At 72.0% G+C, this 23,280-nt stretch carries 25 protein-coding genes and 1 pseudogene; 11 read left to right on the top strand and 15 right to left on the bottom strand.

All coding sequences use genetic code 11. The features are described 5' to 3' along the window. Nucleotides 1-80 precede the first annotated feature (80 nt). The 9 genes from ABZ801_RS00335 to ABZ801_RS00295 form a co-directional block, all read right to left on the bottom strand. Nucleotides 81-995, bottom strand: coding sequence for a cation diffusion facilitator family transporter (locus ABZ801_RS00335; RefSeq protein ID WP_360690652.1), 915 nt, complete (start codon nucleotides 993-995; stop codon nucleotides 81-83). Between the two features lie 292 nt (nucleotides 996-1,287). After that, nucleotides 1,288-1,914: a TenA family protein gene (locus ABZ801_RS00330; protein ID WP_360690649.1), complete on the bottom strand. Its 627-nt coding sequence runs from the start codon at nucleotides 1,912-1,914 to the stop codon at nucleotides 1,288-1,290. Continuing rightward, a complete protein-coding gene (locus ABZ801_RS00325) occupies nucleotides 1,911-2,648 on the bottom strand; it encodes a glutamine amidotransferase (RefSeq protein ID WP_360690646.1) in 738 nt (245 codons plus the stop codon). Before ABZ801_RS00325 ends, ABZ801_RS00330 begins: the two co-directional genes overlap by 4 nt. 54 nt (nucleotides 2,649-2,702) lie before the next feature. Continuing rightward, nucleotides 2,703-3,752: a phosphotriesterase-related protein gene (locus ABZ801_RS00320; protein ID WP_360690643.1), complete on the bottom strand. Its 1,050-nt coding sequence runs from the start codon at nucleotides 3,750-3,752 to the stop codon at nucleotides 2,703-2,705. 48 nt (nucleotides 3,753-3,800) lie between these two features. Continuing rightward, nucleotides 3,801-4,832 carry an ABC transporter permease gene (locus tag ABZ801_RS00315; RefSeq protein WP_344958696.1) on the bottom strand — a complete coding sequence of 344 codons (1,032 nt, stop codon included), beginning with the start codon at nucleotides 4,830-4,832 and terminating at the stop codon, nucleotides 3,801-3,803. Continuing rightward, entirely contained in the window at nucleotides 4,829-5,584 is a 756-nt protein-coding gene (locus ABZ801_RS00310; RefSeq protein ID WP_344958698.1) for an ATP-binding cassette domain-containing protein, read from the bottom strand. The genes ABZ801_RS00315 and ABZ801_RS00310 overlap by 4 nt, the downstream gene beginning before the upstream one ends. Before the next feature lie 3 nt (nucleotides 5,585-5,587). After that, entirely contained in the window at nucleotides 5,588-6,598 is a 1,011-nt protein-coding gene (locus ABZ801_RS00305; protein ID WP_360690638.1) for a substrate-binding domain-containing protein, read from the bottom strand. A gap of 119 nt (nucleotides 6,599-6,717) precedes the next feature. Beyond that, complete coding sequence (locus tag ABZ801_RS00300; RefSeq protein WP_360690635.1) at nucleotides 6,718-7,635, bottom strand: carbohydrate kinase family protein; 918 nt, start codon at nucleotides 7,633-7,635, stop codon at nucleotides 6,718-6,720. Further along, entirely contained in the window at nucleotides 7,632-8,516 is an 885-nt protein-coding gene (locus ABZ801_RS00295; protein WP_360690632.1) for a BtpA/SgcQ family protein, read from the bottom strand. Before ABZ801_RS00295 ends, ABZ801_RS00300 begins: the two co-directional genes overlap by 4 nt. Nucleotides 8,517-8,668: 152 nt before the next feature. Between ABZ801_RS00295 and ABZ801_RS00290 the strand changes: the two genes are divergently transcribed. From ABZ801_RS00290 to ABZ801_RS00270, 5 genes are all read left to right on the top strand, one after another. Beyond that, the gene (locus ABZ801_RS00290) at nucleotides 8,669-9,766 is read left to right on the top strand and encodes a LacI family DNA-binding transcriptional regulator (protein ID WP_360690629.1); all 1,098 of its coding nucleotides are present in this window, start codon (nucleotides 8,669-8,671) and stop codon (nucleotides 9,764-9,766) included. A 13-nt stretch (nucleotides 9,767-9,779) separates the two neighbouring features. After that, nucleotides 9,780-10,988 carry a M20/M25/M40 family metallo-hydrolase gene (locus ABZ801_RS00285; protein WP_360690626.1) on the top strand — a complete coding sequence of 403 codons (1,209 nt, stop codon included), beginning with the start codon at nucleotides 9,780-9,782 and terminating at the stop codon, nucleotides 10,986-10,988. Nucleotides 10,989-11,101: 113 nt separating this feature from the next. Continuing rightward, entirely contained in the window at nucleotides 11,102-11,371 is a 270-nt protein-coding gene (locus ABZ801_RS00280) for a hypothetical protein (protein ID WP_344958710.1), read from the top strand. A gap of 20 nt (nucleotides 11,372-11,391) precedes the next feature. Continuing rightward, nucleotides 11,392-13,194: a glutamine--fructose-6-phosphate transaminase (isomerizing) gene (gene glmS / locus ABZ801_RS00275; RefSeq protein ID WP_360690622.1), complete on the top strand. Its 1,803-nt coding sequence runs from the start codon at nucleotides 11,392-11,394 to the stop codon at nucleotides 13,192-13,194. Further along, entirely contained in the window at nucleotides 13,191-13,787 is a 597-nt protein-coding gene (locus ABZ801_RS00270) for a LysE family translocator (protein WP_360690619.1), read from the top strand. The genes glmS and ABZ801_RS00270 overlap by 4 nt, the downstream gene beginning before the upstream one ends. Before the next feature lie 23 nt (nucleotides 13,788-13,810). Here the strand turns inward: ABZ801_RS00270 and ABZ801_RS00265 are convergent, their stop codons facing one another. After that, on the bottom strand, nucleotides 13,811-14,608 hold the full coding sequence (locus ABZ801_RS00265) for a YhjD/YihY/BrkB family envelope integrity protein (protein ID WP_360690616.1): 798 nt from the start codon (nucleotides 14,606-14,608) through the stop codon (nucleotides 13,811-13,813). A 207-nt stretch (nucleotides 14,609-14,815) separates the two neighbouring features. Further along, nucleotides 14,816-15,322 carry a PLD nuclease N-terminal domain-containing protein gene (locus ABZ801_RS00260; RefSeq protein ID WP_360690612.1) on the bottom strand — a complete coding sequence of 169 codons (507 nt, stop codon included), beginning with the start codon at nucleotides 15,320-15,322 and terminating at the stop codon, nucleotides 14,816-14,818. Nucleotides 15,323-15,626: 304 nt separating this feature from the next. Here ABZ801_RS00260 and ABZ801_RS00255 point away from each other — a divergent pair. After that, nucleotides 15,627-15,785, top strand: a pseudogene (locus ABZ801_RS00255) (SigE family RNA polymerase sigma factor); the annotation flags it as partial. 320 nt (nucleotides 15,786-16,105) lie between these two features. Here the strand turns inward: ABZ801_RS00255 and ABZ801_RS00250 are convergent. After that, nucleotides 16,106-16,666 (bottom strand): TetR/AcrR family transcriptional regulator, encoded by a 561-nt coding sequence (locus tag ABZ801_RS00250; protein WP_360690609.1) that lies wholly within the window; start codon nucleotides 16,664-16,666, stop codon nucleotides 16,106-16,108. 85 nt (nucleotides 16,667-16,751) lie between these two features. Between ABZ801_RS00250 and ABZ801_RS00245 the strand changes: the two genes are divergently transcribed. Continuing rightward, a complete protein-coding gene (locus ABZ801_RS00245) occupies nucleotides 16,752-17,156 on the top strand; it encodes a nuclear transport factor 2 family protein (protein WP_360690606.1) in 405 nt (134 codons plus the stop codon). A 40-nt stretch (nucleotides 17,157-17,196) separates the two neighbouring features. Here the strand turns inward: ABZ801_RS00245 and ABZ801_RS00240 are convergent, their stop codons facing one another. Next, nucleotides 17,197-17,943, bottom strand: a complete 747-nt coding sequence (locus tag ABZ801_RS00240) for a GntR family transcriptional regulator (RefSeq protein WP_360690603.1) — start codon at nucleotides 17,941-17,943, stop codon at nucleotides 17,197-17,199. A 128-nt stretch (nucleotides 17,944-18,071) separates the two neighbouring features. Between ABZ801_RS00240 and ABZ801_RS00235 the strand changes: the two genes are divergently transcribed. From ABZ801_RS00235 to ABZ801_RS00220, 4 genes are all read left to right on the top strand, one after another. Further along, entirely contained in the window at nucleotides 18,072-18,455 is a 384-nt protein-coding gene (locus ABZ801_RS00235; protein ID WP_360690600.1) for an ATP-binding protein, read from the top strand. A gap of 180 nt (nucleotides 18,456-18,635) precedes the next feature. Beyond that, the gene (locus ABZ801_RS00230) at nucleotides 18,636-18,926 is read left to right on the top strand and encodes a hypothetical protein (RefSeq protein WP_360690597.1); all 291 of its coding nucleotides are present in this window, start codon (nucleotides 18,636-18,638) and stop codon (nucleotides 18,924-18,926) included. A gap of 201 nt (nucleotides 18,927-19,127) precedes the next feature. Next, nucleotides 19,128-19,391: an alpha/beta hydrolase fold domain-containing protein gene (locus tag ABZ801_RS00225; RefSeq protein WP_360690594.1), complete on the top strand. Its 264-nt coding sequence runs from the start codon at nucleotides 19,128-19,130 to the stop codon at nucleotides 19,389-19,391. 6 nt (nucleotides 19,392-19,397) lie between these two features. Next, nucleotides 19,398-19,853 carry a cupin gene (locus ABZ801_RS00220; RefSeq protein WP_360690591.1) on the top strand — a complete coding sequence of 152 codons (456 nt, stop codon included), beginning with the start codon at nucleotides 19,398-19,400 and terminating at the stop codon, nucleotides 19,851-19,853. A 10-nt stretch (nucleotides 19,854-19,863) separates the two neighbouring features. Here ABZ801_RS00220 and ABZ801_RS00215 read toward each other — a convergent pair whose 3' ends face one another. Continuing rightward, complete coding sequence (locus tag ABZ801_RS00215) at nucleotides 19,864-20,793, bottom strand: aminoglycoside phosphotransferase family protein (protein WP_360690587.1); 930 nt, start codon at nucleotides 20,791-20,793, stop codon at nucleotides 19,864-19,866. 135 nt (nucleotides 20,794-20,928) lie between these two features. Then, nucleotides 20,929-23,052: a transglycosylase domain-containing protein gene (locus ABZ801_RS00210; RefSeq protein ID WP_360690584.1), complete on the bottom strand. Its 2,124-nt coding sequence runs from the start codon at nucleotides 23,050-23,052 to the stop codon at nucleotides 20,929-20,931. Nucleotides 23,053-23,280 lie beyond the last annotated feature (228 nt).

Genomic DNA, 23,280 nt, shown 5'->3' with positions numbered 1-23,280 from the left:
CCGCCATCCCGCTTTTCCGACTCGGCTTGCGACCGTATGTCTCCCGTCCGTCCCGGGACTAACGTCTCATACGTTGTGGATCAACGATGCCCCGTCAGGACGGCGTGGTGGTCGATTCCGTCACGCGGCTGCGGATCGGCGTGGACGGCGGCGCCCGCCAGCCGGGGCAGCGCGTGCATCAGGGCGTGCTCGGCGTCCACGGCCACCTGGTGCGCCGCGACCACGTCGAGCCCCGGGTCGACGACGACGTCGCATTCGGCGCGCAGCCGGTGCCCCACCCAGCGCAGCCGCACCTGGCCGACGCCCAGCACACCCGGGGTGCCCGCCAGGGTCGTTTCGGCTCGTTCCACGAGCGCCGGGTCGACCGCGTCCATGAGCCTGCGCCAGATCTCGCGGGCGGCCTGCCGTAGCACCAGGAGGATGGCCGCGGTGATGACGAGGCCGACGACGGGGTCCGCCCACGCCCAGCCCAGGAAGACCCCGCCCGCGCCCACGAGCACCGCCAGGGACGTGAACCCGTCCGTGCGCGCGTGCAGGCCGTCCGCCACGAGCGCGGCCGAGCCTATGCGGCGTCCCACGCGGATGCGGTAGCGGGCGACGAGTTCGTTCCCGACGAAGCCCACGAGCCCGGCCAGCGCCACCGCCCCCAGGTGCGACACCGGCTGCGGATGGGCGAGCCGTTGGACCGCCGCGTACCCGGCCCCTACGGCGGACGCGGCGATCGCCAGCACGATGACGATTCCGGCGAGGTCTTCGGCGCGGCCGTAGCCGTAGGTGTAGCGGCGTGTGGGGGGACGCCTGCCCGCCAGGAACGCCACGGCCAGCGGGACGGCGGTCAACGCGTCCGCCGCGTTGTGCAACGTGTCCCCCAGCAACGCGACCGACCCCGACACCGCGACCACGAGCGCTTGCAGCACCGTGGTCAGCCCGAGCCCCGCCATGGAAATCCACAGGGCCCGCATCCCCTCGGCGCTCGACTCCAGCGCCGAATCCACTTTGTCGTGCGTCTCATGCGAATGCGGTCGCAGTACATGGGTGACGCGCGCCCGCAATCCATGCCGGTGTTCGTGATGGTGATGGCCGCTCATACCCTCACCATGACTCACGGATCGCGTTGCGGCATCTCGACAACAACGCAGGTCAGGCAGCGGCGAATCGTTCGCAGGTGCGTTCGCGGCGCGGAATGGGAAGCCGCCCGGGAAATCGTCCGGGAAACCGCCGGTGAATTGGAATCCGGCGGCGGGCCGGAAATGGGAGTGCGCGGCCCGCCGCCGGGGTCGGTGCGGTTCAGGTGTAGATCGCGTCGTGGAACTCGACCTCGGCGTCGAGCATGCCGGTGAACCAGCGGACCAGGTCGTCGTCGGGGACGGTGAGGCGGTCGACCTGGGCGGCCAGGGCCGCGACACCGGCGCGGAAGGGGTCGCGGGCGTGCAGGGCCACCCAGTCGCCGATCGGTCCCGGCCGCACCGTCCCCTGCTGGTGGGCCCGCGTGCACCAGGTGAGATACAGGATCTCGGCGGCGAACATCACCGTCGTCACCGCCGGGTACCCGCCGGCGCGGGCGGTGTCCAGCGCGTAGGCCGACAGCCGGTCGGCGCGGGCCAGCGCGTCGGGGCCGAGGCCGGACGGGACGGGCCAGGCGGCGCGGGCCGCCCGGAAGTAGTCCGTCTGCTCGGTGGTCAGCGCGTACGCGGCGGCGGCGTTGCGCTCCAGGGCGTCGCGGTCGGGGGCGTCCCAGACCGCCAGGCCGTGCAGGCGCGTGGCGGTCTCGACGAACCGTTCCTCGATGAGCAGGTAGTCCGCGTACGCCTGGTCGCTGATGACGCCGGTGTGGACCTCCTGGACGAAGCGCAGCCCCAGGGCCCTGTCGAGGGCGTCCGAGCAGGTCTGCGCCAGCCACCGGGAGCGCGTCATCCGGCGAGCCATTCGACGACGCCGCCGAAGACGCGGGCGTAGCCGTCCCAGTCCTCGCAGAAGTGGGTGGGCGCCCAGTGCGGGGAGCAGTCGGAGGTGAACACCGCCGTCCTGCCCTGCCCGTACTCGCCGACGGCGACGAGCGGGTCGTCGTTGAGCGTGGCCAGGACCTTCGTGCCGGGACGGGGCAGCACCCGGTTGTAGCCGAGCAGGGACGGCCACTGGCCCTCGACCCCGCCGAGCGCCGGGTGCGCGGCGTCGGTCACGGTGGCGTGCGCGCCCGCGGGCAGCTCGACCCGGTCGTCCTCGGGCAGCAACTCCACCGGGAGCACCTCGTGCAGGACGGTGTTGCGGTACGCCGCCTTGCCCTCGATGCCGGTGAACGACAGGTACCCGCCGATCATCAGCAGGCCGCCGCCGGACGACACCCAGTCGCGCAGGGCGGCGAGCCGGTCGGTGCCCGGCCGGGCCTGCTCGAACACCTCGGGGGCGAGCTGGACGGAGTTGGCGCCGATGTCGGACAGCACGACGACGTCGTACTCCGACAGGTCGGTGGGGAACTCCGCGGGCACCAGGTGCGCGGGCAGGTGCACCACCTCGTGGCCGCGGCTCCGCAGGGCCTTGCGCAGCGGTTCCACGCCGACGACGTACGAGCTGGCGGTGAAGTGGTCCACGCCCTTGATGTGGGTGGCCTGGGTGATCCAGCTCTCGCCGGCGATCAGAACGCGGCTCATGAACATGCTCCTTGTCGTGTCGTTGCGTCCGAAGCGGGGCGGCGCGCGAGGGGCTCAGGCGTCGGCCCGTGCCGCCTCGAACAGCCGGGTGGGGTTGGCGCGCAACAGGTCGTGGGCGGTCTCCGGGGGAGTGCCCAGCTCGACCAGGCGCTGGACGAAGAGGGTCGGCACGTAGCGGAACCCGTTGCCGCCGTAGCGGGTGAGCATGCCCCTGAGGAACACGTCGTGGCTCAGCAGCAGCCGGTCGCCGTGCCCCCGCCCGATGAGCCCGTGCACGGCGCGGGCCGTCTCGTGCGGGGCCGGGGACTGGCCCTCGCCGGGATACCGGTACGGCATCCCGATCATGTCGAACTCCAGCCAGACGCCCCGGTCGGCCACCGCGTTCTGGTAGCCGGGGTCCTCGCCGGAGGGGTCCATGTGGCACAGGACGACGGCACCGGGCGGCACGCCGTACTCGCCGAGGACGATGTCGAGCACCTCGTGGGCGCGGCGCTGCCATCCCGGCAGGTGGATGTAGAGGGGCACGCCCGTCTCGCGCTGCGCCCGCGCCGCCGCCCGCAGCGCGTGCCGTTCGGCGGGGGTGAAGTCCGGGGAGACGCCGATCTCGCCGATGACCCCCGGGACGATGCCGGTGTCGTCCACGCCGTGGAGGAACTCCGCCACCAGCTCGGCCGCCAGGTCCCGCTCGGAGGTGTCGGCCAGGTGCGGCGGATGGAACCGCTCCAGGTACCAGCCGGACCCCATGACGACCCGCAGGCCGCTGCGCTCGGCCAGCGACCGCAGCACCCGGGGGTCGCGGCCGAGGCCCGCCGGGGTGACGTCCACGACCGTGCCGCCGCCGGACGAGGCGAAGGCCAGCAGGTCGGCCAGCATGGCGCCGGTGTCGTCCAGGACGCAGTGGTCCAGGCAGGCGTACGGGTTCTCGCGCAGCAGCCAGGCCAGCTCCGGTGCGGTCCTGGCGTCGCGCAGGAAGGCCAGCTCGGGGTCGTCCGGCGGGCGGACGGTCCCGCGCAGGTCGTTGCACAGGTGCTCGTGGGTCAGGGTGAGGCCGAGCCCCGTGGCGGGCACGGGGCCGGTCACCGTCATCACGGTCGTCGCCGTCATCGCTCCGCCGTCGCCGTGCCGTCGTCGATCCGCGTCATCGGCCGGGGGTCACCGCTTCCCCGTCAGATGGGCGAACAGGTCGGAGATCGACCGGCCGCGCAGGTTGATCCAGATCGCGATGAGCAGCACCAGGCCGGTGATGATCGGCGTCAGGAACGGGCTGACGCCCAGCAGCGTCAGGCCGTTGGCGATCACGCCGGTGAGCAGGGCGCCGATGATGGTGCCGACGACCGTGCCGCGCCCGCCGAACAGGTTGGTGCCGCCCAGCACCACCGCGGCGATCACGGTCAGCTCGAAGCCCTCGCCGGAGTTGGCCGACCCCGAGCCCAGCCGGGCCGCGGTGAGGATGCCGGCCGCGCCGGCCGCCAGTCCGGTCAGCATGAGGGTGATCATCTTGATCCGGTCGGTGTTCACGCCCGCCCGGCGCACCGACTCCTCCTGCGAGCCGATGCCGTTGACGTAGGCGCCGAAGCGCATCCGCGACAGCACCACCGCGCCGACCACCACGACCGCCAGGGCGATCCAGGCCAGCACCGAGAAGCCGAGGAACTCGGTCTCCCCGATCCGGGCGACCAGCAGCCGCCGGTCGATCGGCACCGAGAAGCCCTGCGTCCACAGCTGGGCCAGACCCCGGATGACCGACATGGTGGCCAGGGTGACGATGAACGGCGGGATCTTCTGGTACGCCGACAGCCAGCCGTTCACCGCGCCCCAGAACAGCCCGGCGAGCAGCCCGGCCACGATGACCAGGGACGAGTCCCAGCCGGCCTGCAGCAGTTCGGCGGTGGCCACGGCCACGAACGCGACCGTGGAGCCCACCGACAGGTCGATCTGCCCGGTGGTGATGACGAACGTCATCGCCACCGCGACGATCAGCGTGATGGCGACCTGGGTGGCCAGGTTGGACAGGTTGGTGAACGTCAGGAAGTTGTCCGACGCCACGCCGAAGCCGACGAACACCGCCACGGTGACGCAGGCCATCGCCAGCGTCGCCTTGTTGGCACGTTCCCAGAAGCTCGGGTTCGAGGCCGTGACCGTGCCGCCGGCCCGTCGTCCCGGCGCGGCCGTTCCCACGCTCATGCGGCCTCCCCGGAGTTCTCCACGTTCGATCGGGTGATCATGCCGACCAGGCGTTCGATGTCCAGGTCGGCGATGGCCTCGTCCTCGACGCTGCGGCCCTCGTACATCACCGTGATCCGGTCGCAGACCTCGAACAGGTCCTGCAGCCGGTGGGTGATCAGGATGACGCCGACGCCCTGCGCGGCGACCCTGCGGATCATGCTGAGCACCTGGCGGACCTCGGCGACCGCCAGCGCGGCGGTCGGCTCGTCCAGGATCAGCACGCGCGGCTGGAACGACACCGCCCGCGCGATCGCCACCGCCTGGCGCTGTCCGCCGGACAGGTGGCCGATCTCCTGGTGCGTCGACTTCACCCGCACGTGCAGGTCGGACAGCATCTCGGCGGCCCGGCGGTGCATCTCCCGGCGGTCGATGAACGGCCCGCGCCGCGGCTCGCGGCCCAGGAACAGGTTCCCGGCGACGTCGAGGGTGTCGCACAGCGCCAGGTCCTGGTAGACGATCCCGATGCGCTCGGCCCGCGCGTCGGCGGGGCTGGCGAAACGCACCTCGCGGCCGTCGATCTCGATCGTGCCCGAGTCGTGCCGCAGCGCCCCGGCCAGCACCTTCATCAGCGTGGACTTGCCGGCGCCGTTGTCGCCGACCAGGCCGAGCACCTCGCCGGGGTGCAGCGTCAGGTCGACGCCGCGCAGGGACTTCACCGCGCCGAACGACTTGGTGATGCCGCGCAGCTTCACCAGCGGTGTGTCACTCATGGTTCACTTCCCGAGGTAGTACAGGTAGTCCTGCACGTTCTGCGGCGTCACGATCTGGGTCGGCACCGGGATGTCCCTGGCCGGCTTGCGGCCGCAGGCCAGGTCGATGGCCGCGTTCATGGCCTCGTAGCCGAACTGGTAGGTGTTCTGCTGGACGACGCCGACGATCCAGCCCGCGCGCAGCCCGTCCACCGCCTGGGACGACAGGTCCCAGCCGACCACCTTGATGTTCTTGGTGCGCTGCTGGGAGTTGACCGCGGCGGCCAGGCCGACCAGGGCGGGCTCGCCGGTGGCGTAGGCGTAGGGCAGGCTCGGGTTGCCGGTGAGCAGGTTCTCGGCGGCGGTCTGCGCGTTCTCCTGGATGTTGCGGCCGTCCACCACCGACTTGATCTTCATGCCGCCGCCGGTGACGGCGTCGGTGAAGCCCTTCTGCCGCTCCAGCTGGATGGTGCTGTTGAGCGCGCCGACCACGCCGATGTCGCCCTTGCCGCCGGAGATCTTCAGCAGGTGCTCGGCGAGCTGCTTGCCGCCCTCGGCGTTGGCGGTGCCGACCTGGGTGGACACGGCCGGGTCCTTGACCGTGGCGTCCACCGCGACGACCGGCACGCCCGCCTTGTGGGCGCGGCGGACGGCGGGCTTGATGCCCTCGGTGTCGACCGCGTCCACGATGATCGCGTCGTACTTGTTGGCCACCAGGTCGTCGATGGCGTTGGCCTGGGTGGTGGAGTCGTCGTTGCCGTTGACGACCTGCACCTGCGCGCCGGCCTTGGACGCCACCATCTTGGCGCCGGTGTTGATCTGGTTGAAGAACAGCGCCTGCAGGTTGATCGTGACGATGCCGATCTTGGGCGCGCGGCCCTGCACCTGGCAGGACTGCGCCACCTTGGCCGGGGCGGGCGGCCCCGCCTGCTGCGCCTTCTGCTCGGAGGCGGTCTCCTTGCGGGCCTGGGCGTCGCAACCGGCGGCGGTGGCCGCCAGGCCGAGCGCGACCAGGGCCGTCACCATCTTCTTCATACGGGGTCCTCTCCCTCGGGTCGTCCCTCGGCGCCGACGGATGGGTGGGGCGGGGATGGGGTGGGGGTTTGCTGGGCTCACGGGGCTGGGGCTTACAGGGCTGGGGCTGTACGGCTGGGCTATGCGGCTGGGGCGGGGTAGGGGTGGCTGCTCAGGTATTCGAGGACGGACTCGCGGGTCGGCAGGCCGTCCCGCGCGCCCGGCCGGGTGCAGGACAGCCCGGCGGCGACGGCGGCGAACCGGGCCGCCTCGACCGGGGACGCGCCGCGGTCGAGCTGCGCGCCGTAGGTGCCGGCGAAGCAGTCGCCCGCTCCGGTGGCGTCCACGGTCGTGACGGGGATCGCCCGGCCGTCGTGCCGCTCGCCGGAGGGGGTGAGCAGCGTCCAGCCGCGGGGCCCGTCGGTGACGACCAGGTGGGTCCCGGACGCGGCGGCCGCCCCGGCGAGCGCGGCGTCGTCGCCGAGCAGCCGGGTCGCCTGGGCGCGGCCGACGATCGCGTGGTCGGCGACCGCCAGCGCGGCGCGCACCGTCTCGGCCGTCTCGGCGCCGTCCAGATCGACCAGCAGACGCGGCATGCGGACCCGTTCTGGGCCTGTGACCTGGGTGAACACCGTGGCGGCCTGCGGGAAACGATACCCGTCCAGGTAGAGCCAGCCGGCCCCGGCCGCGGTCGCGGCGCGCAGCACGCCGGCCACGTGCGCGGTGTCCAGCTCGTCGTCCTGGCTGATGATGGAACGTTCCCCGTCGGGGGTCAGCAGGATCACCGACGTGGTGAGGGTGCCGGTGCGCGCCGTCCAGGACACGTCCACGCCGTCGTCGGCCAGGGCGCGCAGGAACGCCTCGCTCAGCGCGTCGTCGCCCACCACCCCGGCGAACCGGACGTCCGCGCCGGCCCGGGACGCGGCCACGGCGGCGTTGGCGCCCATGCCCCCGTCGCCGCGGTCCAGGCGCGTGGCCTGGACACGGGCGCCGGCGGTGGGCAGCTCGGGCACGCTCACCGTGAGGTCGCTGTTGGCGTAGCCGCAGAAGACGATCACGGCAGCTCGGCTCCGGCGCGCTGCGCGGCCCTGGTCAGCTCGCGGACCTTGGCCGGGTCGACCCGGCCCCACCAGCGGCCGTTGTCCTTCACCGACGAGGCGACGATCCCGCCGGAGCAGGCGGGCAGCAGCTCGCCGATGTTGGCGGCGCTGATCCCGGAACCGATGATCACCGGCAGCACGGTGGCGGCGGCGATGCCCTCCACCTCGTCCAGAGCGGCGGCGTCGCCGGTGCGCGAGCCGGTGGCGATCAGCACGTCGGCGTCGAAGAACTCGGCGTCCTCGGTCTGCTCGGCCAGCGTCCGGTCGGCGACGATGGCGTGCGCGCCGTGCTTGACGTGCACGTCGGCGAAGACCTTGACCGGCTTGGCGCCGATCCTGCTGCGGTAGCGGGTGGCCCGCGCCGACTGGCCCTCGATGATGCCCTCGTTGGCGACGTAGGCGTTGGCCCACTGGTTGACCCGGACGAACCCGGCGCCGCCCGCCCACGCCGAGGCGATGGAGCACTCGGCGGCGTTGGACAGCACGCTCACCCCGACCGACCCGGCGGTGGCCTCGCGCACCCGCTGGGTCACCACGGCCATGGACGCCGCCGTCTCGTAACCGTGCTCGCCCGGCTTCAGGAAGGGGATGTCCCAGTGGTTCTCGACGATGACGCCGTGGAAGCCGTTGTCGAGGTACGCGCGGGCCTCCTCGATCGCGAAGACCGAGATCTCGTCCAGCGGAACGCCCTCGTAATGGGGGCTGCCCGGCAGCGGCGGCAGGTGCACCGCGCCTATCAGGGCCTTCGGGGTGCCGAACAGGTCCTTGATCGCGTTCGGCTTGGGCGGGAAGACGCCCAGCCCGAGCCCGTCGTGGCCGTCCCCGGAGGTCTGCGTCATCCCGTGTCTCCGCCCTGTTGCTGTAATCGATTGCAGTGGAAGTTGGAATGAACCGTAGGTATATATCCGCAGGCAGTCAAGGGTCTATACTCAATTGATCAAGGGGCAGCCGATGACGTTCTGGTTGCGGATCGTTTCATGGAGGTAAACGATTGCGTAGCACCGAGACAGGCAACGGACGTCAGGGCGCGGGCGGCCCCGGGAACCGGGTCACCATCGCCGAGGTCGCCGAACGGGCCGGAGTGTCCACCGCCACCGTGTCCCGCGTGCTGTCGGGACGGGGCCAGACCTCGGCCGAGATGCAGCGCCGCGTCCGGCGCGCCGCCGACGAGCTCGGCTACCGGGTCAACTCCATCGCCCGGGCGCTGCGCAACAGCCGCACCGACACCGTCGGCATGGTCGTCCCGAGCATCACCAACCCGTTCTTCACCTCGCTGGTCGAGAGCGTCGAGCACGCGCTCGGCCGGGAGGGCAAGGAGCTGTTCCTCTGCGACGCCCAGTCCGACCCCGAGGTCGAGGCCCGGCGGCTGGCCTCCCTGGTGGCGCGCAACGTCGACGGCATCATCGTCAGCCCCAGCCACGGCACCGCCAGCGGCGCGGCGGTGCAGGAGACCGCCGACCGGCTGCCGCTCGTCCAGCTCGACCGGTTCGTCGGCGGCACCGACACCGACTGGGTCGGCGTGGACGACATCGCCGCGATGCGCCAGGTCATCGACCACCTGCACGACGGCGGCGCCCGGTCGGCCGCGTTCGTGGGGTCCCAGCTCACCAACTCCTCCACCGAGCAGCGGCTGGCGGGCTTCCGGCGCCGCGCCGCCGAACGCGACCTGACCGTCCTGGAGGACTGGGTCCTGCTCGGCGACTACACCGTGGAGTTCGGCGAGGCCGCCGTCGCCCGGCTGGCCCGCATGGACGCGCTGCCGGACGCGATCGTCTGCGCCGACGACCTGATCGCGCTGGGGGTCACCCGCGCCTGCCGCGCCCACGGGATCGACGTGCCGGGACGGGTCCAGGTGACCGGGTTCGACAACATCGAGTTCGCGCGGCTCGGCGAGCCCGCCCTGACGACGGTGGACCAGCCCCGCGACCGCATCGCGACCGAGGCGGTCCGGCTGCTGGCCGCCGCCGCGTCCGCCGCGGCCGACGGCGGCGAGCGGGGCCCCTGCGCCCACATCGCCCTGATCCCGTCCCTGGTCGTCCGCGACAGCACCCGCGCCCCCGCCCCGCGCGAACGCCCCACCGACCACTGACGGGAGACCCCCCATGACCGACCCCGCCCGCGCCGATCAGCCGCCCGCACACGCCAACTCCGATCGCACCGCCTCCGACATCGCCGAGGCCGAGCGTGGTTCGGGCGGACGTGAGGGGGCTTCGGCCGACGCCGCCATGCGCGAGGAGGCGGTGGCGCTCGCGCAGCGGCTCGTCCGGCTGGACACCCGTGCCGGCGGCGAGCGGCAGGCGGCCGACCTGGTGGCGGAGATCCTCACCGACGCGGGCTACCGGGTGCGCGTGGACGAGCCGGTCGAAGGGCGTGCCAACCTCGTCGCCCGGTACGGCTCCGGCAAGGACGACGTGACGTTCACCGGGCACCTGGACACCGTGCCCGCGCGCGAGTCGGAATGGTCGTTCGACCCGATGAGCGGCGACATCCGCGACGGCCGGCTGCTCGGGCGCGGCTCCAGCGACATGAAGGCCGGCGTCGCCGCGCAGGTCGCCGCGGCGGTGCGTCATGTGCGCGAGGGGGCGGACGGCCCGCAACTGGTCTTCACCTTCGGCGAGGAGACCGGCTGCGACGGAGCCGCCCACCTCGACCCCGCCGGCCTGCGTCCCGCCGCGCTGCTCATCGTGGCCGAGCCGACGGGCAACCGGATCGTCCTCGGCCACAAGGGCGCGCTGTGGCTGCGCGCGACCGCCCGCGGCGTGTCCGCCCACGGCTCCCGCCCCGAACTGGGCAGCAACGCGATCGCGGCCCTGGCGGGCGCCGCGCTGCGCGTCCACGGCCACGACGGCTGGCCCGCGCACCCGGCGGTGGGCCAGGCCACGGTGAACGTGGGCACCTTCCACTCCGGTGTGCAGCCCAACCTGGTCCCCGACCACGCCGAGATGTGCCTGGACATCCGCACCGTCCCGGGCTTCGGCTCCGACGAGGCGGCCGACGCGGTCGCTCGCCTGTGCGGACCGGGCATCGAACTGGAGCGGCTGCTCGACCTGCCGGGCGTGGCCACCGACCCGTCCGAGCCGGGGCTCGGCGACGTCCTGGAGACCCTCGTCCCCGGCTCGTCGGCGCTGCCGCCCATGTACGCGACCTACTTCACCGACGCCTCGCTGCTGCGCGACAAGCTGGGCGGCCCGGCCGTGGTCGTCTACGGACCGGGCGACCCCGAGCAGGCCCACGTCACCGACGAAACCTGCTCGGTGCCCAACATCGGCGACTGCGCCGCCGCCCTGTACCGCCTCCTGCGCAGTCGCTGACGCGAAGATCGCAGCCGACGCGGCCTCGCGGCGGGCCGCTTTGAGACGATGCCTGCCCGATATCGGGCAGGAATGTTGGCGTTGGCCGGGCGGGGTCGGCAGGATTGTGGCTCATGGTCGCCCAGCCCCATGACGAGCTCGTCGCCCACCTGTGCCGCACCAGCCCGCTCCGGCCGGGCGAGGCCGCCCGCGTCATCGCCGACGTGCTGGCGTACTTCGGCGAGCCGGTGGAGGAGTTCATCCGGCGCAGGCACGGCGAGCTGCGGGCGCGCGGGCTGACCAACGACCAGATCTTCGAGCGCATCGCGGCCGAGCTGCCGTTCCGGCGGGTGGCGCCGCCCGAACTCTCGCTGCGCCAGCTGCGTCGCATCGTCTACGGATAAACGCCTCAAACGGAGACATCGTGTGCGGAATCGTTGCCTACGTCGGTCCCCGGGACGCCGTCCCGATCCTCACTGAGGGACTGGCGCGCCTGGAGTACCGCGGGTACGACTCGGCGGGCCTGGCCGTCATCGCCCGCTCCGGTGACCTGAAGGTCCGCAAGGCCAAGGTACGGGTCGCCGAACTGGCCGCCGGCCTGCCCGCCCGCTTCAAGGGACGCACGGGCATCGGCCACACCCGCTGGGCCACCCACGGCGAGCCCAGCGACGTCAACGCGCACCCGCACGTGTCCGGGCCGATCGCGGTCGTGCACAACGGGATCATCGAGAACGCCGACGAGCTGCGCGCCAAGCTGGAGGCCGACGGGGTCGTCCTGACCTCGCAGACCGACAGCGAGGTGCTGGCGCACCTGATCGCCCGGTCCGGCGCGGACGAGCCGGAGGACGCCGTGCGCGAGGCGTTGTCGCAGGTCGTGGGCACCTACGGGATCGCGGTCATGGACACCCGCCACCCGGACGTGCTCGTCGTCGCCCGCAACGGCAGCCCGGTCGTGCTCGGCATCGGCGAGAAGGAGATGTTCGCCGCCTCCGACGTGGCGGCGCTGGTCCGCTACACCCGCCAGGTCGTCCACCTGGACGACGGCGAGCTGGCCACCGTCCGCGCCGACGGGTTCCGCACCTCCACCCTCGACGCCCGCGCGACCAGCAAGAAGCCGTCCGTCATCGAGACCGACGAGGCGGCCTACGACGCCGAGGGCTACACCCACTTCATGCGCAAGGAGATCCACGAGCAGCCCGCCGCCGTCGAACGGGCGCTCGGCGGACGGCTCGACGACCGCTTCCACACCGCGCACCTCGGCGGCCTCAACCTCGACCCGCGCGAGGCGCGCGGCGTGCGCCGCGTCAAGATCCTCGGCTGCGGCTCGGCGTACTACGCCGGGCAGGTGGGCGCCCAGCTCATCGAGGAGCTGGCCCGCATCCCGGCCGACGCCGAACCGGCCTCGGAGTTCCGCTACCGCAACCCGGTCGTCGAGCCGGACACGCTGTACGTCGCCGTCAGCCAGTCCGGCGAGACCTACGACACGCTCGTCGCCGTCCAGGAACTGCGGCGCAAGGGCGGACGGGTGCTCGGCGTGGTCAACGCGGTCGGCAGCGCCATCGCCCGCGAGTGCGACGGCGGCGTCTACCTGCACGCCGGACCGGAGATCGCGGTCGCGTCCACCAAGGCGTACACCTCCACCGCCGTGGTGTTCGCCCTGCTCGCCCTGCACCTGGGACGCATCCGCGACCTGTCGCCCGCCGACGGCCGCCGCATCGCCGCCGGGCTGCGCGCGCTGCCCGGCCAGATCACCGAGATCCTCGCCCAGGAGGACCGGATCGCCGCGCTCGCCGCCGACCTGGCGACCTACCGCAGCATGCTGTTCATCGGACGCGTCCGCGGCTGGCCGATCGCCCGCGAGGGCGCGCAGAAGCTCAAGGAGGTCTCCTACGTCCACGCCGAGGCGTACCCGGCCAGCGAGCTCAAGCACGGGCCGCTGGCGCTGGTCAGCCCCGAGCTGCCGACCGTCGCGATCGTCCCGGACGACGAGCTGCGCGACAAGAACCTCTCCACCCTCGGCGAGATCCGCGCCCGGCAGGGCCGCGTCGTCACGATCGGCCACCGGGACCTGGGCGACGACTCCCTGGTCGTGCCCAAGAACGAACCCGAACTCGACCCGATCCTCCTGACGATCCCGTTGCAGCTGCTGGCCTACCACGCGGCCGTCGCGCTGGGCCACGACGTCGACAAGCCCCGCAACCTGGCCAAGAGCGTCACAGTCGAATGACCCTCCTGACCTTCGCCGGAGTCGCGGCCCTGCTGACGCTCATGCCGGGCCCCGACTCCCTGCTCGTCCTGCGCACCGCCGTGGCCCACGGCCGCCGCGCCGCCCTCACCGCCGCCCTCGGCATCCAGGCCGGCTGCCTGTGGTGGGGCGTCGCGGCCGGCCTGGGCCTGTCCGCCGTCCTCGCCACGTCCGAAACCCTCTACACGGCGGTGCGCTGGGCCGGCGCCTGCTACCTGCTCTACCTGGGCGCCCGCCTCCTGCTCCAACGCGCCGACGCCGACGACGCCGTCGAGCCGCCCAGCCGCCGCTTCTTCGTACGCGGCCTGCTGACCAACGCCCTCAACCCGAAGGTGGGCGTCTTCTACCTCTCGCTGCTGCCGCAGTTCGTCCCGCAGGACGCCCCCGTGGCCGCGTGGAGCCTCCTGCTGACCGGCGTCCACGTGGCCGAGGGCATCCTGTGGTGCGCGACGATCGCCGTCCTGGCCGACCGCCTCGGCCACTGGCTCCGCCGCCCCACCTTCCGCCGCGCCCTGGACCGCGTGGCCGGAACCGCCTTCATAGGCTTCGCCTTCCGCCTGGCCCTCCGCCCCTGACGGCGGCACAGCGTCGTTCCCGGTCAGGAAGGCCGGGAACGACGCTCGGCGTAGAGGCGGCCGACGAGCGCCCCGAGGTGGATGACCACCCCCACCGCCACCAGCCAGGACAGGATGACCATAACGACGCCGATAGAGCCGTAGATCTGCTGGTTGGCCACGATCTGCGCAGAGAAGTAACGGGCGGAGAACACCCCCAGTCCCACCCAGCACACCCCGGTGGCCAGGGCGGACGGGAACAGGGCGCGCCATCGCATCGCGCCCAGGAGCAACACCTTCATGCTGCCCCACCAGAAGAGCGTCGCCAGCACAAGGCCGAGCAGAGCCTGCGCCACCGTCCCGCCGACCGGGCCGATGATCCGGCCGGCCGTCGCCTGGACGGCGCAGTAGGCGAGCAGCGCCGTCAGCCAGCACACCTGGGCGGCGACACTGCGCCACCCCTGGTGCGGGACGTCGAACACCCTCTCGTACCAGCTCTGCAGGGTCCCGGCGACGGCCACGGCGCCCAGGACCAGCAGGAACGCGCTCGGCACCGTGAAGGTGCCCGACCGGTGACCTGGCCTGAACAGGGCCGCCACGGCCTGCGCGGCCGGCTGGTCCAACCCCAGCCAGCCGGCGACCACCGCCGCGACGTCACGCCCGGCCGCGCCGGTCACGACGATGAGGAACGGAAAGAAGCACAAGATCGCCAGCGCGGCCAGCTGGAACGAGCCGGCGAAGAAGTCGACCGCCGTCAGCCGTCCCCACAGCCGTCCCGCCTCGCTCGCCCGCAGACGCTCGGCGGCCACCCGGACCTTCACGGCCGAGACCGCCCATCCCACGCGCCTGCGTCCTCGCTCACCGCGTGGGCCGGTCGGCGTCCCGGGGCCCGTCATGGACGTCGCTTCACGACCGCGCGCCCTCCGTCGCCCGGCCCCGGATCGCGCACCGCGGCCGGTCAGGCCGTCCGCCGCTTGGGCATCCGCCCCGGTCGAGCGGCTCGACCGGGCGTCCGAGGGCGAAGCCGCCGGTGCCGGCGGCCGCGCGGTTCACCCGGCCAGAACCTTGGTCTTGGCGCGCTGGTACTCCTCCGCAGTGAGATCGCCGTGATCCTTGAGCGCGGCGAGCCGGCCGAGTTCCTCCGCCTGACTCGCGGCGCGACCTCCCATGGCCGCCTGGTACTGGGCCTCGCGCGCACGCATTGAAGCGATCTCGCGATCGCCCATTCCCCTGCCCCGGACGATCAGGTACGTCAGGACACCGACGACCGGCAGGACGATGACGAAGATCGTCCAGCCGGCCTTCGCCCAGCCGTTCAGCGAGTCGTCGCGGAACACGTCGGTGATGACCCGGAACAGCAGCAGGAACCACAGCGCCAGCAGGAACAGCCACAGCATCGTCAGGAACGCGTTGAGCAACGGATAATCCATGATCGTTGTCCTGTCGTCGTGTCCGGCGCGCGACGTGACGGCGCCGCCGCACATCCAGCGGGCCAGGTTCCGGCGTGCCCGAGGAATCACTGCGGGCGCCGCGCCCCCCTGCGGCCCCTCGTCCACGACGCGGAGTGAATCCTGCCCCTCACCTCATGTAATGGCTGAATTCCCCATTGCGCGGCGCATACTCGGCACCGCCTCCAAAGCCGCACGGCCGCGTCATGAACGCCGCGGCGACACTCACACGGCCGACCTCACCGGGACTCCTCGCGGCCTCGGCGCCCCGACACTCGTCTGACGAATTTCGCGGTAGTGACATAGTGGCGCGGGCCTCCTGTGTCTGTGAGGGAGACAGGAGGGAGGCCCGGTGAACCCAGAGTCCCGGGAGAGCTTCACCCGGTTCGTCGCGGCACGGTCGGGCAGCCTCATGCGCCTGGCCTACGTGCTCACCGGCGACCAGCACGCCGCCGAGGATCTGCTGCAGTCGGTGCTGACCAAGACCGCGGCACGGTGGCGGCACGTCGACGACAACCCCGAGGCCCACGTGCGTCGCGCCATGTACCACGAGCAGATCAACCGCTGGCGGCGGCGCCGCAGGGAGTCGGCGGTGGCCGCGCCCCCGGAACGTGTCGCCGCCGACCGCAGCGACGAGGTGGACCTGCGGCTGGCGCTGGAACGGGCCCTGCTGGCGCTGCTCGCGCGCAAACGGGCCGTGCTGGTGCTGCGGTACTTCTCTCGTCAAGGCCCCGAAGAAGGGCGTCCGCGCATTCCGCCCTGGCGACTGCCCAAACGAGAACGGCCCGTCCAACTTCCTCTGCCAGGGATTCGTCCCACGCTGACGCTGCCGCGGGCAGCCGGTGCAGTTGTCCCGTCCGGACGAACCTCGCAGAGCCGGAGACGGAGGCTTCAGTGGGCGCGGAGCGCGTCCAGGATCAGGGTCACCGTCCGGTGGCGGAGGTCGTCGGACCAACCGGCGGCCAGGGCGCCGTGGACGGTGCCGGTGAGAAGGGCCATGACCTCATCGAGGCGGACCTCCGGGCGGACGGTGCCGGCGTCTCGGGCGGCGTCCAGCAGTGAGCCGAAGGTGTGGGTGAGCGCCCTGATCTGCTCACCCGGCTCGATGGGGGTGCCCTCCTCGGCGAGGAGGCTCACGACGGTGCCGACCTTGGTCGAGCGTTCGACGAGGAAGGTGAAGTAGTCGAAGAACGCGGTGCCGGGATCGCCGTCGGCGATGAGGGCCTCCGCCCTGTCGATGAGACTCCCCCGCACTTCCTTCATGATCGCGGCGAGGAGGTCGCGCTTGGTGGGGAAGTGGCGGAAGACGGTCCCGATGGCGACGCCGGCGCGGTCGGCGACCTCCTCGGTCGAGGCGGAGGTGCCGCGTTCGGCGAACGCCTCTTCGGCGGCGGCGAGGATGCGGGCGCGGTTGCGTCGGGCGTCGGCGCGCATGGGCTTGCTCGGTGTCATTCGTCCACTCGTTGACAAGATGAGTCGAGACTCATACTTTTCATGAGTCGCCACTCATGTTAGGTGCTTCCGAAGGGATCGCCCCATGTCCACGCCGACCCCACGGGACCTGTTCGCCCGCTTCCAGCACAACGCCCTCGCCGGTGCGGCCGGTTTGGACGAGGAGATGCTGGCCGAGAACGTCGTCGTGGAACAGCCGTTCGCCCCCGCCGGGCACCGCAGGATCGAGGGCCGGGACAAGGTCATGGCCATGACCCGGGCGGGCCGCGAGGCTCTCCCCCTCGTGTTCGAGGAATTCCGGGACGTGGTGATCCACGAGACCACCGACCCCGAGGTGATCATCGCCGAATACCAGATGATGGCCACCATGCCGGGCGGTGGCACACGAGCACAGGCCGGGTTTGTGGTGGTCCTGCAGGCTCGGGACGGACGCATCGTGCGTTGGCGCGAGTACCAGGACCGCACGGCGATCGCCGAGGCCCTGGCCTGAACCACTCTGAAAATCCACCGCCCTGCAGCAGACGAGCGCGTCACTCGACAGGAATGACGTAGGACAGCTCGTAGCGGTCGACCGGGACGATGATGTCGGCCGTCTCCACAGGCCGCTCGGCGGTCGCGTACGTCCGGTGGATCACCATCACGATGGAGCCGACCGGCTCGTCCAGCTCCTCGGCCTCGGCCGCAGTGATCGAGCGTGCCGTGATGACCTCGTTCGCCATGCCGATCTCGTGGCCGATGGCGCGCATCCGCGCCACCACACCGGCGCCCGCATGCGGGCCTTCTTCGGGGAGCATGACGGAAGTGCCGCGGGTCAGCTCCAGTGGCTCCCAGCTCGTGGAGAGCATGACGGGCTCCTCGTCGGCGAGGAACACGTATCGGGTGCGCATCACCGGATCGCCCTCGGCGATGTTCAGTCGCTCCGCGACCGCGGGCGGGGCCGTGTCGCTCTGCGAACTCGATCGCCACGTCCCGGCGCGCCCCTGCGCCTCCATGTCGGCACGGAACGGACTCCCGGCCCGGCCGCGGGCCTCGCGATACCAGGAGCGCGTCAGCCGACGCACGGCGGGACGTCGGCGCACGTAGGTGCCCGACCCCGACCGTGATTCGACGTGACCCTCGGAGATCAGCAGGCGCACGGCCTCCACGGCGACACGGTCGGAGACGTCGTACTGCCGTGCGAGCTGGTGCCGACTGGGAACCCTGTCACCCGGCGCCAGCCTTCCGTCGACGATCTGGCGCCGCAGATCATCGGCGATCCGCAGGTAGGCGGGCTGCATAGGAACTCCGAGTTGACGGTCGCGAGCGGTTGCTCAGGACAGCTTGACAACCTGAGTACTCAGGTTGTCAAGCTGAGTACTCAGGTTGCTGAGAGTCAACAATCGATCACGCTGAGAGGTGTCGCGCCATGGAATGGACCCATACCTATCCGGGGCTGCCGTCCATGGTGCCGGCGATCAGAGCGTTCGTGCGAGGACTGCTCGGTGATACCCCCCGCACCGACGACGCCGAACTTGTCGTTTGCGAACTCGCTACCAATTCCCTGCGCCATACACCCAGTGGTGGTGATGGCGGCAAAATCACCGTCGCCGTCACCGTCCGCGCCGGGTACACGCGCGTTGCCGTATCCGACCCAGGGACCGGCGGCTGGCAGAGGCTCGGCATGCCGGACGAGATCGCTGAGTACGGTCGCGGCCTGCTCATCGTCGAGGCATACGCCGACAATTTCGGCCACGTCGTAGACGACGACGGCCAAACCATGTGGGCCGAGTTCATCTGGCGCGATTTATGAAGCCACGAACGTCACACCCCACAGACAGCAGGGACTTGCCGCGCGCACTCGCCCCCCATATGCGCGCGGCCCTCAGCGGGCGGTCATGTGGGGAGATGCCGCCCGCCGCCGCACGGCCCGGCCATGCCGGGGTTCGCCGCCGGGCCGTGCGGCCCTTCCCCGACACAAACGGAGGACACCGTGTCTGACGCCTATCAGCAGGACGCTGGCGCGTGGGAGAGGGAGATCGCGGTGCTGGAGCGCAACTTTCCCGGGGTGCAGGTGTGGTTCGGCTGCTACACGCGGCGCTGGTGGGCGTTGTATGCGGGGCGCCTTGTCGAGGGGCGGACGCCCGCGCACATCGGTGAGCAGATCTTCCGTGCCCGCCAGCGTGCGAACGTTCACGGTGCCGACCCGAGGCCGCCGGAGGCGTCCCACCGGTGCCACTTCCTGTACGACTGCGTGTGCCGTTCCCAGGAGGGGAGGCCATGACGGCGGTGGGGGGCGTTCTTCTGCGCTACTACCTGGGGCGTCGCGGGTGGCGGTTGTACGACCGTGGTAACGGGACGTTCGAGATCGTCCCTGCGGACGGTCAGAGGTTGCGGGTGCCGTTGCCGCCGCTGCGTTTGGCGCCGTTGCGGCGGGACGGCTGGGTGTGGTGGCAGTGGGACGCCAGGCCGCCGATTGGGGTCCGTGCCCGCCACGCCGTACGCCGCCCCGGCGCGGGCCGCCGACCTGTCCGGCCTGCCGCCGGCCTACATCGCCACCGCGGAGTTCGACCCCGTCCGCGACGAAGGCATCGATTACGCGCTGCGCCTGCTGCAGGCCGGCGTGTCCGTCGAGCTGCACCAGTGGCCCGGCACGTTCCACGGATCGCAGGCGATCCTGTCCGCCGAGGTGTCGCAGCGGCAGATCGCCGCACTCGGCGACGCGCTGCGCCGTGGCCTGGCTCGGTGAGGCGGGGTGGCCGACCGGCTCGGCCGCCCCCGCCCAGCCGATGGAAGATCACCGCAGGAAGGGCGTCCCGGCCTGGCCGTCATCCCGATCGATCTCTTCGCGTCGTCCATCCGTCTTCAGCAAGGCGGCAGGATCCGCGCCGACAGAAGAACAGCCGACGTCGACCAGGACGGCTGGCGGCTGCGGGCCTTCCACGCGAAGACCGACGCCGACGTCCACGCCGGCCACTGGGAGGTCCACCCCGAGGCCGAGGAGGTCGTGTCCTGCCTCATCGGGAAGATCCGCCTCTACCTCCGTCCGGAGCGGCCGGGACAGGAGGAGGAAGAGATCAGCCTGATGGCCGGAACCGTCGCCATCGTCCCGCGCGGGCGATGGCACCGGATCGAGCTGGACACGCCCAGCACCATCATGGCCGTCACCCTGCCGCGCGGCAGCCGGCTGGAGGAGCGGACCGAAACCTAGACGGCACTCCTCACCCATGAGCACGACGGCGGTCGCGGTCCAGCAGGGTCGTGGCTATGGCGATCTGGACCGGGTCGAGCGCGGTCTTGCCGTCCTCGACGTCCCACAGCGCGTTCTGCAGGACGCGGCCGAGCGTCCAGCCGGTCGCGCGTCGCCGGTCCAGGTCGAGCACCTCGGTCAGCAGGTCGAAGCGGCGGAGCACCGCGCGGGGGACGTCGCCCGAGGCGACCACCTCGTCCCAGCGGTTGTCCAGGGCCGGCAGCAGGTCGAACCCGGGGTCGCCGGCGAGCGGTTCGGGGTCGATCGCCAGCCACGGCTCGCGCTGCCCGGCCAGGACGTTGTCATAGTGCAGATCCCAGTGCAGCAGACGGTCGCCGGGCTCGCCGACCAGCTCGGCCACGGCCGAGGCGCAGGTCCGCACCAGTTCCCGCTCGGCCGGGTCGCGCAGCGCCGGCACGGCGTGCGGCACCTGGTCGAGCATGGCGGCGGCGACGTCGGCCAGGTGTCGCAGACCGTCCGGGGCGGGCACGGCGACCAGGCGGGCCAGCAGCTCGGCCAGGATCTGGTCGGCGTCGTCCCCGGCCACCGAGGACAGCGGCCTGGTCGCGTCCAGCCGTTCCAGCAGCATGGTGCCGGTGGCCGGGTCGTGGTCGAGCAGGAGCACCACGCCGTCGCCGTTCCAGGCGCGCAGCCCGATCGGCGCTCCGGCGTTGTCCTCGGTGACCGGCTGGAGCTTGAGCACGGCCGGTACGCCGTCCGCGCGGGTCACCGGCAGGACGAGCGACGCCATGCCGTGCGCCGGAGGTCCGTCCGGCCGCAGCGACCAGCGGTCCAGGAAGTCGGTGACCAGCCCCGGCAGCGCGGGGATCCAGGCGCGTACGGACGCGTCGCTGTGCTCGGCGTAGGACGCGACCAGTGCGTCCGGCACGTCGATGTGCATGTGCGGGTTCTCCTTCGTGGGTTCGGGATTCCGATGGCTGACACGAAGGAGGTGATGGTGGTGCCCGGCTGCCGGGCAGGGGTCAACGCATAACTCCGACCCTACTCGAACATGATCAGTGTGGCCGCCGGGCGCTCACCTGCGCGGTACCGAGGGCTTGGGCGGCGTCCTGCCCAGGCCGCGTGCGGTCGATTCGGGGCGTGGGGTGACGGGCTTCGTGGCCCGTGACGACGCGGCCCGTGATGACGCACTGGGGGAGGACCTGGTGGCCGGTGGGGGTGCGTGTTGTGGGTCGGTGTCCCAGTTGTGGGCTTCGCCGGTGAACGCCGGGGTCGGGAAGGGCTCCACGGGCAGGTCGCGGGTCGCCTTCTCCATGAAGGAACGCCAGATGCGGGTGGGGCCGGTCTCGCCGCTCACCTCACCGGGGTGGCCGGGCAGGTTCCTGAGCGTGCGGCCCTGGGTGTCGGCCATCACCACCGCCGTGGACAGTTGCGGGACGTAGCCGACGAACCAGGCGGCGCGGTGGCGGTCGGTGGAACCGGTCTTGCCCGCCGCCTCCCGGTCGGGCAGGGCCGCGTCGCGTCCGGTGCCCGTGGTGACCGTCCTGCGCAGCGCGTACGTCACCTGCGCGGCCTGCTCGGTGGTGAGGACGCGGCGGCGTGGCCGGGTCCAGGGCAGGGGGACGGTCCGGCCGCGCGCGTCGACGATCTTCGTGATGAGGTGCGGGGTGACGGGCGTGCCGCCGTTGGCGAACGCCGCGTACCCGGCCGCCTGGTGGGCCGCCGAGATGTCCGCGATGCCCAGGGCGATGCCCGCCTGGCCGCGGAACGGTTTCAGCGCCTCGGCGGGGAAACCGAGATCGACAGCGGTGTCGACCACGTTCGACAGCCCTGCTTCGAAGGCCAGCTTCACGTAACCGGTGTTGACCGACAGGGCGGTGGCGGTGGCCAGATCGACACGTCCGACGGAGCCGATCTTCTCGTCGTTGTCCACCAGGTAGCCGGGGGCGCTCAGCGGGGTGAGGCTGCCGTCGGGGGCGAACTTCTGCGGGGCGTCGCCGTTGACCACCGAGCGGACGCTGTACCCGCGCCGCAGCGCCGCGGCCAGCACGTACGGCTTGAACCCCGACGCCGCCTGCGCCACCGGCGTGAACAGGCTGTCGTGCTGGGTGCGTTCCGGGTCGCCGCCGTAGAGCGCCCGCACGGTGCCGTCCGCCGGGTCCACCGCGATGAGGCCGCCGCGCACCCGCTGCGGCCACTCCGGCTCGCGTGCCCGGCGCATCGCCTGCTCGGCGTACGCCATCCAGCGCCTGTCCAGGCCGGTGTAGATCTTCAGACGGCCGTTGACGACGGACTGGGCCGGGATGCCGAGCGTCTCCAGCTCGTCGAGCACCCGCTGCCGGACCAGCAGGTCCTGGCCGGTCAGGTTGACGCCCTGCCATTCGCGGCGGGTGCGGGGGAAACGCAGGCGGTCCGCCGCCGCGCGTTCCAGGCGGCCCATCGCCACCATGCCGTCGACCACGTACTTCCAGCGGGCCCGCAGCGCGCGGGCGGGCGCGTCGTCGCCCTGCGTCCGGAAGTACTCCGGCCGCTGGATCATGGCGGCCAGCAGCGCGCTCTCGGCGACCGTCAGCTGCCAGACGTCCTTGTCGAAGAACGCGCGGGCGGCGGCCTGCACGCCGGAGGTCTGGCGGCCGAAGTAGACGGTGTTGAGATACAGGTCGAGGATCTCGTCCTTGGGACGGTCGCGGTTCATCTTGACCGCGACGACCAGCTCCTTGACCTTGCGTCCGAGCGTGCGGTCCCGGCTCAGCCCCTTGTAGTAGTTGCGGGCGAGCTGCTGGGTGATCGTGGAGGCGCCCTGCATGTCGCCGCCCGAGGCGTTGTTCATCAGGGCGCGCAGCATGGCCTTGGGGGAGACGCCGTGGCCTGTGTAGAAGCCGCGGTCCTCGGCGGCGAGCACCGCCCAGCGCAGATGGTCGGGGATCTGGTGGTGCCGGACGACCTCGCGGTTGGCGCCGAGGCGGAACATCGGGGTCCGGCCGTCGCCGTAGTAGACGGTCGAACCCTCGTCGGCCGCGCCGGCCTGCGGTTCGGTCGGCAGCGGCGTCCGGACGTAGAGGACGGCGATGGCCGTGGCCGTCGGCAGGACGCAGGACAGGACGGCGGCGAGCAGCCCGCGCCCGCCTCTCAGGAAGCGGGGCAGGCGGAATGAGTGCTTGGGACGGGTTCGGGCATGGCGGGGACGACCGGCACGCATACGACCTCATTCGACGCGGAGCGGGAGGAATCCCGTCCGAGCGCGCCAGGGCGGTCACCGACCGGGCCGGAACCGTCCAGGGGACGCGTCCGGTGCCGAGAGACCGCCGAGGTAGCCCGCGAGACGCGGACAGGGCGAAGTCGGACGACGCTGCGAGGAAACGCAGTCGAATGCATGCCAGGTCGTGGCCGGTGGACACCGGGCATCGGAGCCCGCGGAGCGCGAACC

This window comes from Actinomadura sp. NPDC047616, from assembly GCF_040642915.1.
Classification (GTDB): domain Bacteria; phylum Actinomycetota; class Actinomycetes; order Streptosporangiales; family Streptosporangiaceae; genus Spirillospora; species Spirillospora miaoliensis.
Note: the sequence above shows the minus strand (reverse complement) of the source record. Positions and strands in the feature narration are given on the sequence as shown.

Coding starts and splice junctions, on each gene's coding strand:
- ABZ801_RS00320 (WP_360690643.1), bottom strand. CDS start 3,752: ATGACGGCGACGACCGTGATGACGGTGACCGGCCCCGTGCCCGCCACG.
- ABZ801_RS00215 (WP_360690587.1), bottom strand. CDS start 20,793: ATGCACATCGACGTGCCGGACGCACTGGTCGCGTCCTACGCCGAGCAC.
- ABZ801_RS00330 (WP_360690649.1), bottom strand. CDS start 1,914: ATGACGCGCTCCCGGTGGCTGGCGCAGACCTGCTCGGACGCCCTCGAC.
- ABZ801_RS00285 (WP_360690626.1), top strand. CDS start 9,780: ATGACCGACCCCGCCCGCGCCGATCAGCCGCCCGCACACGCCAACTCC.
- ABZ801_RS00210 (WP_360690584.1), bottom strand. CDS start 23,052: ATGCGTGCCGGTCGTCCCCGCCATGCCCGAACCCGTCCCAAGCACTCA.
- ABZ801_RS00270 (WP_360690619.1), top strand. CDS start 13,191: ATGACCCTCCTGACCTTCGCCGGAGTCGCGGCCCTGCTGACGCTCATG.
- ABZ801_RS00235 (WP_360690600.1), top strand. CDS start 18,072: ATGGAATGGACCCATACCTATCCGGGGCTGCCGTCCATGGTGCCGGCG.
- ABZ801_RS00310 (WP_344958698.1), bottom strand. CDS start 5,584: ATGAGTGACACACCGCTGGTGAAGCTGCGCGGCATCACCAAGTCGTTC.
- ABZ801_RS00325 (WP_360690646.1), bottom strand. CDS start 2,648: ATGAGCCGCGTTCTGATCGCCGGCGAGAGCTGGATCACCCAGGCCACC.
- ABZ801_RS00240 (WP_360690603.1), bottom strand. CDS start 17,943: ATGCAGCCCGCCTACCTGCGGATCGCCGATGATCTGCGGCGCCAGATC.
- ABZ801_RS00250 (WP_360690609.1), bottom strand. CDS start 16,666: ATGACACCGAGCAAGCCCATGCGCGCCGACGCCCGACGCAACCGCGCC.
- ABZ801_RS00280 (WP_344958710.1), top strand. CDS start 11,102: ATGGTCGCCCAGCCCCATGACGAGCTCGTCGCCCACCTGTGCCGCACC.
- ABZ801_RS00295 (WP_360690632.1), bottom strand. CDS start 8,516: ATGACGCAGACCTCCGGGGACGGCCACGACGGGCTCGGGCTGGGCGTC.
- ABZ801_RS00315 (WP_344958696.1), bottom strand. CDS start 4,832: ATGAGCGTGGGAACGGCCGCGCCGGGACGACGGGCCGGCGGCACGGTC.
- ABZ801_RS00245 (WP_360690606.1), top strand. CDS start 16,752: ATGTCCACGCCGACCCCACGGGACCTGTTCGCCCGCTTCCAGCACAAC.
- ABZ801_RS00305 (WP_360690638.1), bottom strand. CDS start 6,598: ATGAAGAAGATGGTGACGGCCCTGGTCGCGCTCGGCCTGGCGGCCACC.